15 protein-coding genes are annotated in these 18,168 nt (G+C 37.6%); 9 read left to right on the top strand and 6 right to left on the bottom strand.

The features are described 5' to 3' along the window. Positions 1–410: 410 nt before the first annotated feature. From ACQR30_RS02990 to ACQR30_RS02975, 4 genes are read right to left on the bottom strand one after another with little or no spacing between them, the layout of a single operon-like run. Complete coding sequence (locus ACQR30_RS02990; protein ID WP_429731046.1) at positions 411–902, bottom strand: Mov34/MPN/PAD-1 family protein; 492 nt, start codon at positions 900–902, stop codon at positions 411–413. A gap of 9 nt (positions 903–911) precedes the next feature. After that, positions 912–2,699: a HesA/MoeB/ThiF family protein gene (locus ACQR30_RS02985; protein WP_429731043.1), complete on the bottom strand. Its 1,788-nt coding sequence runs from the start codon at positions 2,697–2,699 to the stop codon at positions 912–914. 9 nt (positions 2,700–2,708) lie between these two features. After that, on the bottom strand, positions 2,709–3,869 hold the full coding sequence (locus tag ACQR30_RS02980; RefSeq protein ID WP_429731040.1) for an SMODS domain-containing nucleotidyltransferase: 1,161 nt from the start codon (positions 3,867–3,869) through the stop codon (positions 2,709–2,711). A gap of 11 nt (positions 3,870–3,880) precedes the next feature. Beyond that, positions 3,881–5,431, bottom strand: a complete 1,551-nt coding sequence (locus tag ACQR30_RS02975; protein WP_429731037.1) for an SAVED domain-containing protein — start codon at positions 5,429–5,431, stop codon at positions 3,881–3,883. A gap of 132 nt (positions 5,432–5,563) precedes the next feature. Between ACQR30_RS02975 and ACQR30_RS02970 the strand changes: the two genes are divergently transcribed. From ACQR30_RS02970 to ACQR30_RS02955, 4 genes are all read left to right on the top strand, one after another. Then, on the top strand, positions 5,564–6,166 hold the full coding sequence (locus ACQR30_RS02970; protein WP_429731034.1) for a hypothetical protein: 603 nt from the start codon (positions 5,564–5,566) through the stop codon (positions 6,164–6,166). Between the two features lie 3 nt (positions 6,167–6,169). Beyond that, the gene (locus tag ACQR30_RS02965; protein WP_429731032.1) at positions 6,170–6,586 is read left to right on the top strand and encodes a hypothetical protein; all 417 of its coding nucleotides are present in this window, start codon (positions 6,170–6,172) and stop codon (positions 6,584–6,586) included. A gap of 11 nt (positions 6,587–6,597) precedes the next feature. Beyond that, complete coding sequence (locus ACQR30_RS02960) at positions 6,598–7,380, top strand: ImmA/IrrE family metallo-endopeptidase (RefSeq protein WP_429731029.1); 783 nt, start codon at positions 6,598–6,600, stop codon at positions 7,378–7,380. Between the two features lie 1,072 nt (positions 7,381–8,452). Beyond that, a complete protein-coding gene (locus ACQR30_RS02955; RefSeq protein ID WP_429731026.1) occupies positions 8,453–9,481 on the top strand; it encodes a Fic family protein in 1,029 nt (342 codons plus the stop codon). Between the two features lie 653 nt (positions 9,482–10,134). On the opposite strand, the gene ACQR30_RS02950 is transcribed toward ACQR30_RS02955, so the two are convergent. Further along, a complete protein-coding gene (locus ACQR30_RS02950; RefSeq protein WP_429731023.1) occupies positions 10,135–10,590 on the bottom strand; it encodes an Hsp20/alpha crystallin family protein in 456 nt (151 codons plus the stop codon). An 804-nt stretch (positions 10,591–11,394) separates the two neighbouring features. On the opposite strand from ACQR30_RS02950, the gene rplU reads away from it, so the two are divergent. Together rplU and rpmA are read left to right on the top strand one after the other, a co-directional pair. Further along, the gene (gene rplU, locus ACQR30_RS02945; RefSeq protein WP_429731021.1) at positions 11,395–11,700 is read left to right on the top strand and encodes a 50S ribosomal protein L21; all 306 of its coding nucleotides are present in this window, start codon (positions 11,395–11,397) and stop codon (positions 11,698–11,700) included. Between the two features lie 41 nt (positions 11,701–11,741). Then, positions 11,742–12,014, top strand: a complete 273-nt coding sequence (rpmA, locus tag ACQR30_RS02940; protein ID WP_429731018.1) for a 50S ribosomal protein L27 — start codon at positions 11,742–11,744, stop codon at positions 12,012–12,014. A 100-nt stretch (positions 12,015–12,114) separates the two neighbouring features. Here the strand turns inward: rpmA and ACQR30_RS02935 are convergent, their stop codons facing one another. Continuing rightward, positions 12,115–13,017 (bottom strand): class I SAM-dependent methyltransferase, encoded by a 903-nt coding sequence (locus tag ACQR30_RS02935; RefSeq protein ID WP_429731015.1) that lies wholly within the window; start codon positions 13,015–13,017, stop codon positions 12,115–12,117. 133 nt (positions 13,018–13,150) lie between these two features. Here ACQR30_RS02935 and ACQR30_RS02930 point away from each other — a divergent pair, with 133 nt between their 5' ends. From ACQR30_RS02930 to ACQR30_RS02920, 3 genes are read left to right on the top strand one after another with little or no spacing between them, the layout of a single operon-like run. Then, complete coding sequence (locus ACQR30_RS02930) at positions 13,151–14,500, top strand: DUF58 domain-containing protein (protein WP_429731012.1); 1,350 nt, start codon at positions 13,151–13,153, stop codon at positions 14,498–14,500. Between the two features lie 11 nt (positions 14,501–14,511). Next, entirely contained in the window at positions 14,512–17,112 is a 2,601-nt protein-coding gene (locus ACQR30_RS02925) for a transglutaminase domain-containing protein (protein WP_429731009.1), read from the top strand. A 9-nt stretch (positions 17,113–17,121) separates the two neighbouring features. Next, the gene (locus ACQR30_RS02920) at positions 17,122–18,117 is read left to right on the top strand and encodes an AAA family ATPase (RefSeq protein WP_429731006.1); all 996 of its coding nucleotides are present in this window, start codon (positions 17,122–17,124) and stop codon (positions 18,115–18,117) included. Positions 18,118–18,168: the final 51 nt, after the last annotated feature.

The following is an 18,168-nucleotide window of genomic DNA, read 5'->3' as shown; positions in this document are numbered from 1 at the left end:
TGGTCCAAACAAAGCGTTGGTTCAGTATCATTGTGGAGTGTTGCCCCATCCTCGCCATAGCATTCACAGAATATATCAACAGCATTTATGTATTGAATGTAATTTTGATCTTCGATAAAAATTGTTGACTTTAGATAATTTAGAATATCATCTAAAGTTTTATCCATTCGTTTTTGGTTAAGCCTTAAGCTTGGTTCCTGATTCACTTTTGAATTTGTAGTTTATTGATTGGTGTAATACAAATCAGTCTTAACCAAATATATATACATTTTAGGAAATCATTGATATTATCTGATGACATTTATGATGAAGTTACCGATTCCGGTAATCAGAACGCCATTCAATCCATATTTTACCGCTTTGCTCACCATAACTTATTTGTTGATTACTCGTCAATGATTAAAATACTTTTACATTTCACCTATGTTCAAATCAACTGCCTTTAACTCGTAAGATTCCCCGGTAAGGGTCTGTATAAAGACAGAAATTTCGTAACACTGCCAGTTGCCACCCACAATAATCATTATGGGCTCAGGACACCTGTATTGGTTAGAACGGGCAATTTCACGCATTTGCTTCTTATCCTGATTACTCGGTATTGGTTTAGCGTTCGGATGAAAGTGCCATTCACCCAAGTAATACAGTTTGACATCCCAGTAACGCTTTAATAATTCCTTTAAACCCTTTATCCCGCGATTAAACCAGGTAAAACCGCCTTTGGAATCAATAGTAGGCCCCGTTATTTGAGATATGGCAGCGGTGCCCAAATCATCGGAATAGGCCCCAATCAGTATTCCTCCCGTTTCATAAACAGCTGCCTTTTTTATGTGCTCGACAATACTGTCAATGCACTCCTGTGAGATGGTGACGACAAATTGTTTGTCCTGTGAAATGAAATTCATACGCCGTTCTTAATCTTCAATTATTTTAACGCTCATAATATATCCTTCTTCATCTTTCTCCTGCTCAATAACCACAAATTCGCGGACCGTACTTGCTTCCAGAAATTTTTCGATCCTTTTAACGGCAGTTGCCAGCAACAACCAAATATCATCAATTCTAGCTGGAAATATAGGATGCCAGCAACCAATGCCTTCTCGTGGGAATTGAGGATCGGGGTTTTCTATTTCGTCCTTTTTAAGCCATGGTGCAAGCGCCTGTGTAAATTCTTTTTCCAGTGAACATTGCTCCGTATCTGCCATAAAGCAAAAAAGCCGTTTCGCTGCGAATCCTGTGGAAACCGAAATGAATTTCGCCTTCGTTCCCGAGAGTAATCCGCCGATAAAATTGATTAATGTATCGTCACCGGTGGCGTCTATGAATATATCGGTATCCTGCACGAGGGTCATAAGCGCATTACTGTTAAAATGATGGTCTAGGTCCTTACTAATCGGTTTTACGTTTGCGCTGGGGAAGATCGAATTCAGTCTTTCAGCAAGACTGACAACCTTACAGGAATGAACTTTATCCATAGTTAAGGTGTGTCTTGAAAGATTGCCAATATTGAGCAGGTCTCTATCCAGTATAGTAAGATTATCACACCCCAATCTTAATAGCAATTCTGAAAGGTTTGACCCTATTGCACCTGCACCAATGATTACAAATCTTAGATTATTTATAGATGTATTCATTTTCCCCCTTGATGTAATTTCAGCTTTATTCCAGTTCTCCGTATTAGCCCATTTCACAACGGCTTCATCTTTAAACATAATCTTGAACTGGGCAGATTGCAACGCCTCTGATCCGCGCCTGAACCCTGAAAGCGACGGTGCACTCGGTAACGAAATCGACAACCAGAAAATCCGGCAATTGTCTTCGCCAACATTTCGTGGTATTGGGAATCCAACTAGTAAGAATTTGTAAGAGTTTTTACCTGCTTTAAACAGGTCCTTTTTCAGGATACCTTTCAAATCTATTCCTTGTTCCTTTACCACGCTGAATAGCTGTCCCCATGTAGACGGCACCTGCCATGGCGGCAAAACCGGCAACTTATCCAACATCACCCAAAGATTAGTAACTTCAGGTGCCCTTGATTGGTTTATCCGGTTGCCCCATTTATACTGAACCTCCTTAGCGTGGGACTTAAAGTTGAGAATAGGATATACCGGCCAATTAGCGAAAACCTCTTTGGCAGTAAACGTTCCGTAGCTGGCCTTATATTCACTCCAGCGGGTAAAAGTATCCTCATCTTCGTTAAAAACGAACATTTGACCGCTCTCCTTTTTAAATGATGGCATCTCGAATGGATCACCATTAACCACCAAAGAACCGTTGGCCGCCGCTGCTATCCAGTCTTTGCACCTTAAAATATGCCAGCAGAGCCGGCTTTCAGCATCATATGGCTCATTATTAAAGTACCTTTTGCCCCACAACCCAACGCTGGTACTGACACAGATGTTACCTGTCCGCCATTTTGCATTCGGGCGAAGATCATTATAACTCTGATGGGGGAAAGTATAAGCTAACCCATTTTCAGCGGCAGGATAAATATCAATTTTACCCAAAGGGTATGCGGGAGATGCGATAAGATACCAATCAGTGATTTCGGGAACAAAAACAGTCGTAGTGCCGCACATAATCCTAAACTTTAGTACCCACTTATCAGACACCGCATCCCACGAAAAATCCTCCAATAATTCATAACCTTCCAGGGTAGCTAATTTTCTCCGCGCTAACCTTAAATCTTCACTTAGTTCCATAATATCTTATTATGCAAATCTGCCACCGGAAGGTGTCGTCACTTCAGTTCTCTTTGAAAAACCGCCGCCGCTATTATTATCTGTACGGGCACTTTCATCTTCGTCTGGAGCGTTTGGGAATTTATCGCCAAATAGCTCTCGCCATTTGTCAACCTGCTTTTTAATTGATGGAGCATCTAAGGCTTCCCGTGCTACTTTAGCATATTTACACACGCTGTCGTAGAATGAGTTGAAGTCATCCTGGCTTATACGTTTCCAGACATTATGGGTAGGCACGCCTCGGTCATAAAGACTCGGGACCATTCCATTGTTCCGCTGGTATTTATAGTTGCTAACAATATTTTCCAGAGTATTGCAAATTCCTTCAGCCATACCGCTAAGTCCATCAGGACAGCAGTCACCGATCATATGCTCCACCGGATATCCTTTAGGATGTTTGATGTCCGTTAATCTTAGTGTTCGCCACCATTTTAACGCCTTGACTACATTAACGTAATGGCCATTGGTGTTTTTATTTTTATCGCGTGTCCATTTAATTTGTTCTAATGGATGTGTTTGTTCCCATAACCCGGCTTCTCTATTCGGTATATAGAGCGGCTCCAATTTCCATTCCGCTTCTTTACGTTGTGCTTCACTTAGATTTTGGGCTCCAAAACCTTTACTTAGGTTCGGCTCGTGCCAGCCCTTGATTAATCGCCAATCATTATAACCTGACGTCAGATCCTCCAGCATCATATTAGTGGTAACACTTCTTGATTTAAGTGCTTCGACGTCGATTTCAGATGGTGCAGAAGTGACAACGATATCAAGGTCAACGTATGATAGTTCGATGCCAATGGACCTGCCTTGTATTCGATACTTACCATCGTAATGCTTCTTCACAAATGGTATGAATTTATCTATAGCCTCCTGCGGTGTTACCTTGTTCCTGTCCAGGTTGGTAACAACAATTATATCGACGTCCGCACGTTTGCCTACTAATGGTCTGATTGCAGTAGAACGCCTGTAGCTTCCTTGCAGGAAGGTTGTTACAATGATACCATTTAGATCATAGTCTGCGTTTAGCCTTTCTCTCAATGTTTTATGGCCACGAATCAAATCCTCTCTCTGTGAAGATGTTAATCTGATTTCCGACAGGAAATCGCTGAAGTAAGAGTCTATTCCTTTCATTTTATATTTGTTTATTTTATTGGTAATTGAATTGCCTGGCTATAAGAACCTGTGCGGTATTGCTCAAAATCGTATTCGTAAAGAATTATCTTACCTAGCGATTTTATGTGCTGGCCCAAGGTAAATACAAAGGCATTAGGTGCAGCAACGAACAAGTGTACTGTGCCTTTTTTTTCTCCTGCATTCCGCGTTGCTTTTATTGTTTTCATTAACTCTAAAACTGCAAGTAGTATGTGGTTACCATCTCTGATAGATATGGGCGATGGCCCGGCAGCTATAGTAGCATTGATAAACCTGCCAGTATGCGGTACATTATTCTGTACGAAGTCCATCACGTCATTCGCTATGTCATGAGTAACGCTTACAGCTACGGCAAGATCACTTCCGGTTTCATTTATTATCTGTTCACTAACCGTCCAGTTGTTATCACTTTGACGTTGCTGATACTCCGTACTAGTATGATCAGCATAAAAAAGTAGCCGCCCAGCCCTTGTTTTTTGTATCACCTTAGTTGATACTCCGCTTTTACTATCAAGACAATATCCTAGCGCAAGCGCAATGGAGTGGTGGGTATCTAAATGAATATGTAGCGGCTTCCCGAAAGCTATAACCTTTTCAGAAAAGGTAACCAGGGAAGGCAATATATCTGTCTCCCATAGCTGTTCATTTATTGGAAACCGACCCATAAAGTGGTGTAACAGGCATAAGTAGTCATCTGTCTCAAAAGCGATGGTATCTGTGCCCCTCTTAAAGCTTCTGACGCCTATTTTATAAATGTCTTCCGGCTGCTTTTCCTCCTGTGAGAGTAACTTTTCCCTTTTCAGTATCTCCAGCAGTTCTTCTTTTGTGAATATATCCCTCTTTTCTGCGTGCAGTTGCTGGATAAGGTCGGTATAAACCGAAGTGCGCTGTGTTTCACTAATAGCCTGAAGGCCAACGGCCTGAAGACGAAAATTCAGATCTTCCGTAAAAGCATCTATCCCTTTTGAACTATGTTTAATCCGCAAGGGTGATAGCAATACCTGTAGCTCATCATCTGTGGAAATGCCCAGGTGTTGTTTCCATTGCGTCCTGATTTTGCCCATTTTTGAGCGGTAGCCACCACCGTCAAATAGTTTTTCAGGACGGATAGCGCCATTATTGTCTATAAGGTTCTTAATTTCATCGCTGTGATCAACCCCCCATGTATTCACTATGTGATACAAGGACCGGTCAAACTCTTCCGGGTTAGATTTGAGGTTTTTGTGTAATCTTTGAAGTAATGATTCCGTGGTATTTCCTATGAACGACGGATCCATGAAAGCGGCACAACTAAACCCGCGGTCATGGTCTACATGAAACTTCACCTGAAAGTACTCGCTGTGTATCTCTTTCCCAGTAGTTCTATCCAACTTCGCTGGTTGATAGAAGATAGACACGTCATCAAAACCCGGACTGTCATTTTTCTCCCATGCAATTTTAACAGCGGTACTATTCTGCTGGTATAATTTACATGCCTTATACCAAAAATACTTTGCCTGGTAGTCGTCCCCCTGTTGTCTCGCTATAACTGAATTTGACATATTCTATCTGTTTTGGTGTTTTTTATTTAATTGCTGCTAAATGTTAATTTTTTGTATATTTATTCTAGCGTGCAGCTATTTTTTGCCGTAACGGCAAAAAAAAATTTCTAAACAGAATAATGTAATAAGGATATGGAACGATCTGAATTATTGGAACGGTTTTCGATGTTTGACTGGGGCGACGTCGGTAAAAAGCTGACTGCGTTCGTAATACAGTATATGAATTATTGCACAGGTAGAAAATTTAAGGACTGGAACCTGCCGGGCGGGCATAAAGCAGAAGATATTGCCTATAAAGCAATAACAGATGTGTTAACAGGAAAAAGAAACTGGAATCCTGAGACAGATCCGGATTTTCTAAGATATATGCAGTTCTCGGTATGTAGAAGTATCATTTCAAATTTATACTCGAAAGCCGATGCCGTAAAAACCGAGAAACAAGATCAGGCGGATTATTTTAGCGCTGATGGCGAAGATAAATTTGAATATTATTCAGGCACCCATATCAATTTCGGATTACACTTTGAACAGGAGATCGACAATGCGATTTTTATAGATAGGTTAGACCGGGCATTGGCAGACGACGAAACAGGTCAGCTTGTCTTGTTATCCGTGCTTGATGGTAATGCAAATAGGCATATTGCAGCTGATCTCGGTATTTCTGAGTCAGAAGTTTCCAACGCAAAAAAAAGAATTAAGCGTGCAGCAGAAAAAATACTCTCTTCTTTAAATTAAAATATGATGAAAAAATCAAACAAACATAGTGAGATATTTTTTTCATCTTTTATTGATGATTTAAATAGTTCGCCGGAGATAGTGTCAGAAACACTTAAAGAATGCAATTTGGACGAGCAGGCTGTTGCTAATAAGGCAAAAGCAATAGCTGGGCGGATGTTAGCCCAGATGCGTATGAACGTCGCCAAGGAAACAAAAACGGGGCTATTGCAGAGAGCTGCTGAACTGCTGGAGCAGCTTAAAGACAAAATTCAATTCCCGAATCCTCAGGAGAAATTGTACAGTCTACTCAAAACAAATAGCAGCAGTGCGTCATTTACATTTAACAGTTTGAAGGACTTTTCAAACGACGATGTGTTACAAATGCTGTCGGAAATTGAATTATTAGCACTAATCGATGAACTAGAAAAAAAGAAATAGTATTTAAATTAATGCAATCACGTCCTGTTCTCACCGCACAACAAATAATATCCGATCTATATATCCAAAGTCCCACTGATTTAGATTTAGAAGGGATCATAAATCTCTATGATAGTTTTTATCAGGAGAAGCCAATGTCTGGAGCCGACGGGCGAATAATTTTCAAGGATAATAAAGTTATTATCACGATAAATTCTGAAATCAAATATCCCCCAAAGAAGCGGTTTGTGGTCGCCCACGAATTAGGGCATCTGTTACTACATAAAAATACCATACCGGTATTTAACTGTGATGAATCAGCATTTATGGAGTGGTATATATCCGCATCTTTTGAGACACAAGCCAATGAATTTGCTGCTGAAATATTAATGCCACAGCCGCTGTTCATTCAGGAAGCAAGAAGAACGAGGAGCTTTGATTTTTCACTTATAAAGAACCTTGCTGCATATTTTCAAACGAGCATAACCTCAACACTAATCAAATTTATATCATATGGAACGCATCCTATAGCAGCAGTCTATTCGGTGGCGGGAAAGGTTAAATGGCAGGCGTTTAGCAATGACTTTGTCTTTAAAAGATTCAAAACACAAAAGGGATCCCCAATTCCCGCCGAAACGGTGGCTCACGACATAATTGCGGGAAAGGCAACTTCTTTTAAAAAAGAGCCAATTCTCGCAACATACTGGTTTAACACTTTTGATAGTCAACGCGATATTTACTTATATGAGGAGTGCTTTCCGATACCCAGTCAAAATGGTCTGATAAGTCTTCTATGGGTTTGTGAGGACTATTGATTTTATATAATCGCGTGCTTTGTTTTGATATCAACTCAAAATCATACAAAGACATATTTTCGGCCGCCTTTATCTTGTTAAGATAAAAAATATTAGTTATGATTATATAATTGCCTCTCTCTCATCAAAGGGCTGATTAGTTTCTAAAAAGGTGATGGCTCCTAATGCATCAGTATGGTTGAAACTGGAACAAAAGGACGTTTATGATAGTATAGAAGGTTTTTGAGTCTTCTGAATTTTCATGTGATTGATCCAATAGTGAAGCCGATTTTAGTTGATAAAAAGGTTCAAATAATTATTTTTCCATTGCAATATTTCGGAGAAAATATTTATCTTTGAGTTGATAACGGTAATAAGTGTTGAGAAATAAATAAAAACGACTTATTAAAGGGATGATTTGAAAATCCCGACAAATAATTGACAACTTTCGTTTATAAGTAATTGAGTTTCAGGACAGGTTCGATTCCTGTTCTGGGCACGATGATTATCAATCATTTGTAAAGGTTCGCATTGGCGAACCTTTATTGTTTTATAGATACATTTGCAAGCAATCACACCAACATTGATGTTTGGAATGATAAAAAATGCAAACTTAAGTTAAATGGGGTTGGACATACTTGATAACTTTCTTCCCTACATTAAGAACTATATTAGTAACCAATCTCCGTAAATTACAGATGGCATATTTGGCAAAAATGTTGGAGTCTTTTTTGGAAATTATGTTTTATAGTTAATTGATCAGGTTAAACCTGATTATTTGACTATGAAATCACATTTTCACTTCTTTTATTTGCCTACAATAATTTAAGGCCGCAAAGCAGTTGATCTTGTACAGGAAACCGAATTGTTTATAACTCGCTATGTCGCTCTGGGCGTAAACCTCCCCTTAATGGTACACGCAGCAAGTCATAAGCTCATCTATCGCTATAATATAGCTCATTTTTTATTTCAATCTGAGCTTTAATTTCACATTGTATGATCCATATTTTTTTAGGATCAATTGAATATAAAATATAGCTCATTTTTTAAAACTTTTTGAGCTATTTTTACAAAATAATTGAGCTTAATAATCATGGAAAAAGAATTATTTGATTTTATAAAGAATAATTCGGCTTTATCCTCCGGCGAAATTTTCATCAGGCTTGAGCATTCCTATAGCTATTCCACGCTTAAACGCATGTTGACGAAACTCCTGGAGAGCAACCATGTGATAACTGAGGGGAAAGGTAAAGGAACGAAATACTTGGTAAGTCCTGCCTATGAATTATTGGAAGAAATAGACGTGGAACAGTATTTCAGTAAAGAGCAAGATGAAAGAATAATAAATAACAACTTTAACTTCTCCCTGATTCCTGAAGTCTTGCGCAATGCCCATTTATTTACAAAGAGGGAAGAACAGGAATTAGAAGCATTCCAGTTAAAGTTTAAAACTAATATCGCTAGTCTTTCTGCAACAGCATACGGGAAGGAAATGGAACGATTGGCAATTGACTTGAGTTGGAAATCTTCGCAGATAGAAGGCAATACGTATTCTTTGTTGGAAACAGAGCGACTGTTAAAAGAACAGGAAACAGCGCAAGGCAAACCCAAAGATGATGCCATTATGCTTTTGAACCACAAGGAAGCCATTAATTTCATTATTGCACATCCAGAATACGTTGTACCATTGACAGTACGGCCTATCGAGGATATTCATAGTATATTGACCAAAGAGCTGAATGTAGATGGCAATATCCGCCAAAGAAGAGTTGGCATAACAGGTACTAATTACAAGCCATTGGATAACGAGCATCAGATACGGGAAGCATTCGAAAATATGTGTATGCTGGTCAATGTGAAAGAAAATATCTTTGAAAAATCACTTCTTGTATTGGCGCTGCTTTCTTATATCCAAGCCTTCAATGATGGCAATAAAAGGACCGCACGGATTATCAGCAATGCGCTTTTAATTGCCCATCAGTACTGCCCGATTTCTTTCAGAACAGTAGATTCGGTTGAGTACAAAAAAGCCATGCTGATTTTCTATGAGTTGAATAATATCAGTGCCTTTAAGCGCATCTTTATAGAGCAGTTCAAATTTTCGGTCAACACATATTTTTGATAGAAGCTTTTAAACAAATTTACTTTTTGATGCAAATATCTCTTTTTTATATCGATAGGGAATAAGCGTTCGAAAGATGAACCTATACACTTTACGGTAAATAGGAAGGGAGGAGAAACATCAATTGCAATTACAGACACTGTAGTAAAATCGTTGCTGTTATTGCAGAACGCTTATCTTTGACATCGTTTTACGGCTTACTATTCCTTCGCTCAAAACCGAGAATAAACTCAGTGTCTGCTACGAAAAATTTTGAAAACGATGACAGACGAAATGTTAGAGCAACCTATATTTTTAGAAAAGTTTAAAGAAAACTTGTATGGAAAGTTATCTGTCATAATTGTTCAACTTATGAATTAATAAAGAGATACCACCGTCTATGAATATTCACACTTTAATGGGTAAATAATGGTAAACAGAAATCGTCCAAAGGACCTGTAACTTTATTACCCATGGAAACCTCAAAATAAAAAATATACGGGTCTTTTACAAAAGACATACACAAATAAATTTGTTATGACCAATTTATAACTAAGAGGATGGGAATATACGAATAGGTAGTTGAAATTACTAAGACAGAGATAGATCGTATAGGTTGAAATCTATAAGGGCCACTCGAATTTTTGGGAGTGGCCCTTATAATTAATGGGTGGTTAGAGAACTTCGATTTTTTTTGGTGCTTTCTTTTTAGCTTCTTCCTTTTTAGGGATAGTGAGATGCAAAACACCACTTTCATATTTAGCCTTTATTTCCTCTTCATTAACTACATTTTTCGGCAGTTCAAAACTACGTTGAAAAGACTGATAGCTAAATTCTTTGCGGGTGTAGTTATCTTTTTCTTCATTATTTTCTACTTTCTTTTCCGAAGAAATGGTAAGCAGATTTCCGTCCAGCGTAATATGGAAATCCTCTTTATTCATTCCCGGCGCCGCTACCTCCACTTTGTAGTCATTTGCTGTTTCTTTTACGTTTACTGATGGCAAGGTGGTTTCGGTGGACGAGAAATTTTTATCATTCCAGTTAAAAAGATCGCGGTTCCAGAAGTCCTCGAACCAGTTGGGGGATACAGGCAAGTTTCTGTTATTGCCGTTCCATTTAGTAAGTGACATAATAACCTCCTGTTTTAAATGGTTAATAAAATTGATTAAACATTTACTGTTTTAAAACAGTATTTAACAGCTTCTAAAACAACTTTTTTGCCACAATAAAAAGTAACTGCAAAATTTTCATCAATTGTGAAAATTTTGCAGTTGCACAACTGTTTTTCGCGGAAAGAGACTGAAAAAAATTCAGAATAATGTGTTCAAAATAGCTGTTGCCAAAATGACTTATTTAGCATTTTTGCTATTGCCCTCATTATCTATTTAACCGGCAAGATCTCGCAGGTCTTTTCTTATTTTATTCATTTCCTTCGCGCCAATGCTATAATATCATTCTTTCCTGTTTTTCTTGATGGGGGCCTTATACTTAGTCTCTCCGATCTTAGCGCAGGCGGATCATTGTGTATCGCTTGCAATGCAAGGGCTTTCGTGAGCTTTTGATCGAGGTAATTGGCCAATATGCCACTTAATTCTCCATTGCTTAGCCGGCTTCTCGTTGCTAATGGCACCGTTGTCTCCAGTTTGGTGGATTTATCTTGGTGATAAAAGGCTAGATAGCATTATCCTTTGACCCCACTAATAATAACTGCGAATATCGCGCCATCTCGCTTCACAATAAGCTGATTATCAAATAAAGTAAGATTTTGGTACGAGTATTTAAAAGTCCAGCAGATATCTTTGAATCGATAGAACTCTTTTATAATACAATAACTATCAATTGAAAGATAATTGCCGTTACGAAAATATTTTTCATAAATCTATTGCCATATCCACAATTTATCCTTACCTTTGCAGTCCTAATTTCTAAAAGTTATGTTCGCAGTTGTAAAAATAGCAGGCCAACAATTCAGAGTACAAGAAGGTGATACCTTATATGTACCACGTTTGTCTGCCAATAACGGAGACAAAGTTGAGTTCAACGAAGTATTGTTGGTAAGTACCGATGGTAAATTATCTTTGGGCGCTGATGTGAAATCAATTGTAAAAGCAGAAGTGCTTAGCAATTTAATCCAGGGCGACAAAGTAATCGCTTACAAACAAAAGAGAAGAAAAGGTTTCCGTAAGAAACACGGACACAGAACACATTATACAAAAATCAAAATTGACGCGATTGCGTAATTTTGGCTTATTAATTTTTAAAACTTTATAATTATCATACCATGGCTCACAAAAAAGGTGAAGGTAGTGTAAAAAATGGTCGCGATTCAAGAAGCAAACGTCTTGGCGTAAAAATATTTGGTGGCCAACCAGCTATCTCAGGTAACATTATCGTTCGTCAAAGGGGTACTAGTTTTCATCCAGGCAAAAATGTAGGTTTAGGTAAAGATTTCACTTTATTTGCACTTACTGACGGTGTCGTAGAATTTAGAAAAGCTAAAGGAGATATTACTAAAGTATCCGTTTTAGCTGCTCCGGTAGAAGCTACAGCTTAAACATACAATACATCTTAAAATAATGCTATCTGCTTAAAACACAGATAGCTTTTTTGTTTTCTACTAAGTCAATCACCACTATGGGCTGTTCTTTAGTAGGCTATTTCTGTTTTTTAATCACATAAATAACAGAACTGTATTTTTCGGCATTTTTTCGGGCCTTTCTATTCGATTGAAAACCTCGTAGGAACGATTGTAGAAGATTTTTGTTGCCATTTTTATACTGTTCACTCAATAGACTTACATAATAACTATCAAATTTCATGGGTAGGCATTTTTTTACCTCGAATCCATATTGGGCAACTAATAGCTTCATGCTTGCTGGGGAAAAATGATATAAATGTCTTGGAACATCGTAGGCGGCCCAAAATCCTTCATAATAGGTTGCATCGAATGAAGTATAATTGGGAACAGCGATAAAAAGCGTTCCTTTGTTTTTTAATATTTTCTGGAAGAGCACAATATAACTATGCAATTCGTGTACATGCTCCAAAACATGCCACATGGTAACCACATCAAAGCTATCGTGTTCTAATGAAAATAAGTCTTTACCTTCTTGTAACTCAATATCAAAATCTCTTTTCGCATTTCTTCTTGCGTCTTCATCCGGCTCCAGTGCCGTCACCTGCCAATTCTCCAATTGCATCACAGATGCAAAAGCGCCCGTTCCGGCACCAATATCCAACAAAGCACCACGCTCTAATCCACTATATTTTTTTACCAGCTCAGCCTTCTGTCTCAAGGTCCTTTTACGCACCAAATGATACAACCAATTTACAATACCCTTCTTAGTATTACTATGTGAAATATAAGCGTCAGATTTATAATAAGGTGCCATTGCCTGCTCATCAGGAACCTGTTGGGTAAAACGCAAGCTGCAATGTGCACAATGCCATACTTCAAATATTTCACCGGAAACCGTATAGTCTTTAGCACATAAAACTTCATTTATATCTTTGCTTCCACAAGCCGGACACTGGGTATATAGAATAGTATTTTTCATACAAAGGCAAAGAAACAAAGTTAATTTGATAATGCAAACAATAGCTTAGCGAATGATAAATACAGAACATAAAATTTATCTATTTGCAAAATAGCAGCATTCAGAATTAAACACTTAACTTCACGTACGTAAAATGCAATACAAAGTATCCATACGAAAAACACTAAAGCAACTGGGGTTTTTCGCCCCCATAACTGTATATTTCTGTCTTTTTCTTATTGGCTCCGTTATATGCCTGGCATGGCTAAAAGAACAACCAAAACTGCCGGGAACACCATTCCAAGATATTTTCTCTATACTCATTAGAATTACCTTGTACATAAGCTTTACATTTTTGGTAATTGGATTTACGAGCGTGTTATTATCTTGGCTCTTTTTTCTTTTTAAAAGACACAAAAAACGAATTTCATTTCAAATTACCACCAAAGAGTTTGATACACCTTATCAACCTATTGAGCTTGCACTTAAACCCATTCTAAGACCTATTTTAGGATACATTAAATTACGATTCATATACGACAACGGTTCTTTCTCGAAAAAAATACAACTAGTAGAGGACGAACATGCGAACTGGTTCAACAGGAATCTAGATGGTTTTTATGATTGGGAAATAACAGACGTGAAAGAATTCCGCATATCAAAGGTAGTTGTATATTTTGAAGATTTTCTGCAATTTTTTTCGTTCACGATTTCCTTGCCTACTTCAGAAAGATTCTATACGCCGCCGCAATCACAACCGTTGCAATATTTAGAAGCGAAGCAGAGAAATACGGAAATACGAAACAGTAGAATAGACGAAATACGAAAAGTAGAAGGAGACTTATTTAGTTATAAAAAATTTGAAGCTAATGACGACTTACGGAGGATCGTCTGGAAAATATATGCAAAGAACAAAGAATTAGTGATTCGTACACCAGAGATTTTGGAGCCTTATGCCTCCCATCTTTATTTGTATGTTTCTTTTTTCTCCCAATACTTAAACAATCATACCGATGTCATTAATAATGCCATGCTCAATTTTTATAAAAACAAAGTATGGAGTATTTATAAAAATATCGTACAACAAAATAATGATGTTCGTTGGGCTTCTGATCAACCCGAAAAATCTATTTCATTTTCGATACATCCAAGCAAAGAGGAGGAAATAAAGCATTTAATTGCGGTTAGTGAATGGCAAGAGAATATAGATGTACTTAACTTTGTACAACCACAGAAGGCAGCCATTGTTGTAATATCTTCCCTCACAAATGTCGACCAGATAAAGCAATTGATTGAATGGCATAAGAATGAAATTAATTTTTTATTTGTTCCTATTTCCAAACAGTTTAAAAGACAAGGAATAAGAAGTTGGTTAACCTGGTTTTTCCTGGAACAAGAAAAAAACAGGAAAGCAAAAAACAGAATGGCATGGACTTTTTTCCCATTACGACGAGAAATATTGCGCAACGAAAAAGAATTAAGAAAAATATTAAAAAGCGTATAACCTAATTTTAGATGCAAATAGAAAGGACTCATAGTTGGAAAAAAGTTGGCGTGCAATGCCTTTTGCTTGCACTGCCTACAGCTTTTTTTGCTATTGTAATACTACATAAACTAAATGAGGCCTATATTATATTGCAGAATCAATGGCTCTATCAGGGCGCATTTTTCCTTTTAGGCATTTTCGTTTCTTTGATATTTTATGGCTGGAGATTTAGGTTTACGAGCACTATTATCACGCTTGGCACCTGCTATTTTATTGGTTATTTAATAATTGAAAAGTATGCCATTGGTGAGTTTGACATGTTTTTCTTTATCGTTCAATATTTAATTTTCCTTTTAATATTTTCTATAGGATGGTTAGTGGGTTTTGGCTTCAGCCGATGGCGCTTTTTTACAGTTGTATGGATTTTGTTTTTATTAGCCATTGAAATAATTCTGATAAGCAAAATTAAGACCATTTCAGCTGAAGCTATCGTAGTAAGTTTTGCACCTGTATTGCTATATGCTTTTTATATTCTCTATACCTCTGAACTAGTCAGGAATCTAAATGAGCATCAATCTTCCTTTAGTTGGTTTTTGGCAAAAAGAGTCAGCGGTTTTTTCCTGTTCGCCATTACCATTTTTGCAGTTGTATTTTTAATTTTTCGAAAAGATTTAATCAATATTGAACAGGATTGGAACAAGGTGCAACCAGACTATCAGGCAAATAAGAGCAATAGCCAAAGCATGACTAAAAGCAATCGAGACGGCACCTTAAGTCCTAATGGGCAGATGCCACTGAGTGGTTCATTAAACAAAACAAAGCAACTTGTATTTGTAGCCAGGTTAAATAATTTTTTTGCAGATGGTAAAACGCAAAACCCATTATACTTTACGGCAGATTATTATACGAAATTTGATACTGTAACGCAGACATTTGAAACAGATTCACTAATGCCCTTCAATGATTTGTTTAGGCCAGATCCGTCAAAAGTTCCCTTGTTTTTTACAAAATCTGACAGTACGGTGATTAAAAATTCGCAGGCTGTTGTCGATAGATCAGTAGTAGATGCGGAAATATATAAAGTGGCATTGTCACCCACAGATTTTTTAGCGCCCAATACTGCTTTTTCCGTTCAACCAATTCCAGTACCCAGAGAATATGGAGGGCAATACAGTTCGGCATATCGTGCAAAAATGTGGGTGAGTTCGCTCAACAGTGCATATTTCGTATACAATCCTGCCGGCAATACCACCTTAGAAGATTTTCAAAAAATGCGTTTTGATCTATTAAGAAAAGACACTGGCTACTCAAATATTGATAACTCTTTCCTCCAATACTATACCTCGATGCCTCAAGGGAAATCATATCAAAAAATTATTTCCTTGGCAAAAAAAATAACAGCAAATGATTCTACTGTTATCGACAAAATGTTGGCTATCAGGAATTACTTTTTAAGCAAAGATGAATTTGGACAACCCTTATTCAAATATTCAGATAATCCAGGAATACCGGGGCTGCCAAGTGCTAATAAACTGGATTACTTTTTGTTTGAAAACCGAAAAGGTTATTGCGCTTATTTTGCCGGAGCAACTTTATTCTTACTGCGGTCATTGGGCATCCCTTCGAGAATTGCCACCGGTTTTTTAACGGTAGATAGAAGTAGCAAAAATCCCGGCTGGTATTGGTTTTACGAAGATCAAGCCCATGCATGGGTTCAAGTATTTTTTCCAGGTTACGGATGGATTGATTTTGACACAACCGTACCTGATATGAATACACAGCAAGCACCACAACCAGATGGCACACCACCATTAGGCACACAAAAAGTTTATTTTGTAGCCGACGGAATAATTCAAAAAGTAGATACATCAAAAAAGGAGTTAACACTTTCGGTCGAAAAAATATTATACAGAGACAAAAGTTATACCACCTCTCCAAAATCCCTGCGGCTCAATATTGCCTTTGCCAGAATTGCTACAGATACAGGTGTGGTGAGTATAAGTGCTTTGAAGAAAAATGTGCATGTATCTACAGCATCATACAACGATCAGCTAAACAATATAACCATCAAACGAAATATCGATACGGCAACCTATATTTTATCTCAACTAAAAGAACCTGTCGCAATCGATGAAGTAAAAATAATTGAACAGAACGGCTCGGTACGCCAGAATATCAACAGCAGACAATCCTTCCTACAGTCCTTTAACTGGGAACGAATTGCCGTTGGCTGTTTGGTCGCTGTTATATCTCTGCTTTTACTAATTTTACTTTCGCCCTGGTTGATTTGGAAGTATTATCAAATCAGAGCCAAGAAAAATACACATTGGTCATATCGTGCAACTTTATATTATTTAAATCAACTGGGCTACTCACGTAAGATGCAGTCTCCGGAAGGATTTGCATTAATGATTGACGAGAAATTTGGCACAGACTTTTCGCAACTAAATCACATTTATCAAAAAGAAAAATATAGCAGGGATAAAACTTCCCTTCAAGAACGTCAATGGGCTAAAGATTTCTTTGCGCGATTCATACAATCCTTGAGAAAACAAATACCCTGGAAGCAAAGAACTTCACGGTTCTTTAATTTGTATTACACGCTTAACTTTTTCATCAAATATTTTTAAACAAAAAATATGGAAAACACATCCACATCCGTAAACCTTAACACAAGCATTGAACATATTCAAAAACTTATAAACAATGTAGAAAAAGTAATTAGAGGTAAACGCTCACAAATCCAATTGATAGCCACTGCGCTTATCGCGGGCGGACATGTGTTGATGGAAGATAACCCAGGAACCGGAAAAACTGTAATGGCTAAGACTTTGGCACATAGCATAACAGCAAACATAGGCGATAAATTAGCTGTTTTTAAACGTATTCAATTCACCCCCGATTTATTGCCAATGGACTTGATTGGCACCCATATTTTTGATGAGGAAAAGAAAGACTTTATATTCAAAAAAGGACCCCTATTTTGCAATGTCTTACTCGCCGACGAAATAAATCGGGCATCACCGAAAGTTCAATCTGCACTGCTAGAATGTATGGCCGAAAATCAAATCACCGTTGGAGAATCTACCTATCCATTGGAGAAATTATTCTTTACTATCGCTACCCAAAACCCAATAGAAATGGAAGGGACGTATCCCTTGCCAGCTGCGCAACTGGATAGATTTTTCATGAAAATACACTTTGGATATGTAGATGGAGTAACCGAGCTTTCTATTTATGAAAACTACGTCTCCATCCAAAGAAATCAAGAATTAATAGATCGAGTGCTGAGTGTCGATGAAATTTTATTGCTTCAACAAACAGCTCAGGGGATTTTTATACATCCTGAATTGATGAAAGCCGTACGCAATATTGTAGTAGCCACACGGGAGAGTGACGAAATAGTATTAGGAGCTTCCACAAGAAGTGGCATAACCTTTTTGAAATGTTTAAAAGCCTTCGCGCTCGTTAATGGAAGGGATTTTGTAACAGAAGATGACTTGCAAAAACTAGCACATTCGGTGCTCGATCATCGTATTACTTATCGCAATAAAGAAGCGAAACAAAAATTATTATCGCTTATCGTAGAAGCAGAGATGAACAGATTGAGTAAATTAAACTTGGGCAACAAATAATGTTAGCAAGTAAGCCTTATCAGCCGTGGATCAAAAAAATACTTTTACTTT

The sequence above is a fragment of the Arachidicoccus sp. genome, from assembly GCF_050436765.1.
Lineage (GTDB): Bacteria > Bacteroidota > Bacteroidia > Chitinophagales > Chitinophagaceae > Arachidicoccus.
This window is presented reverse-complemented; position numbering and strand designations above follow the sequence as displayed.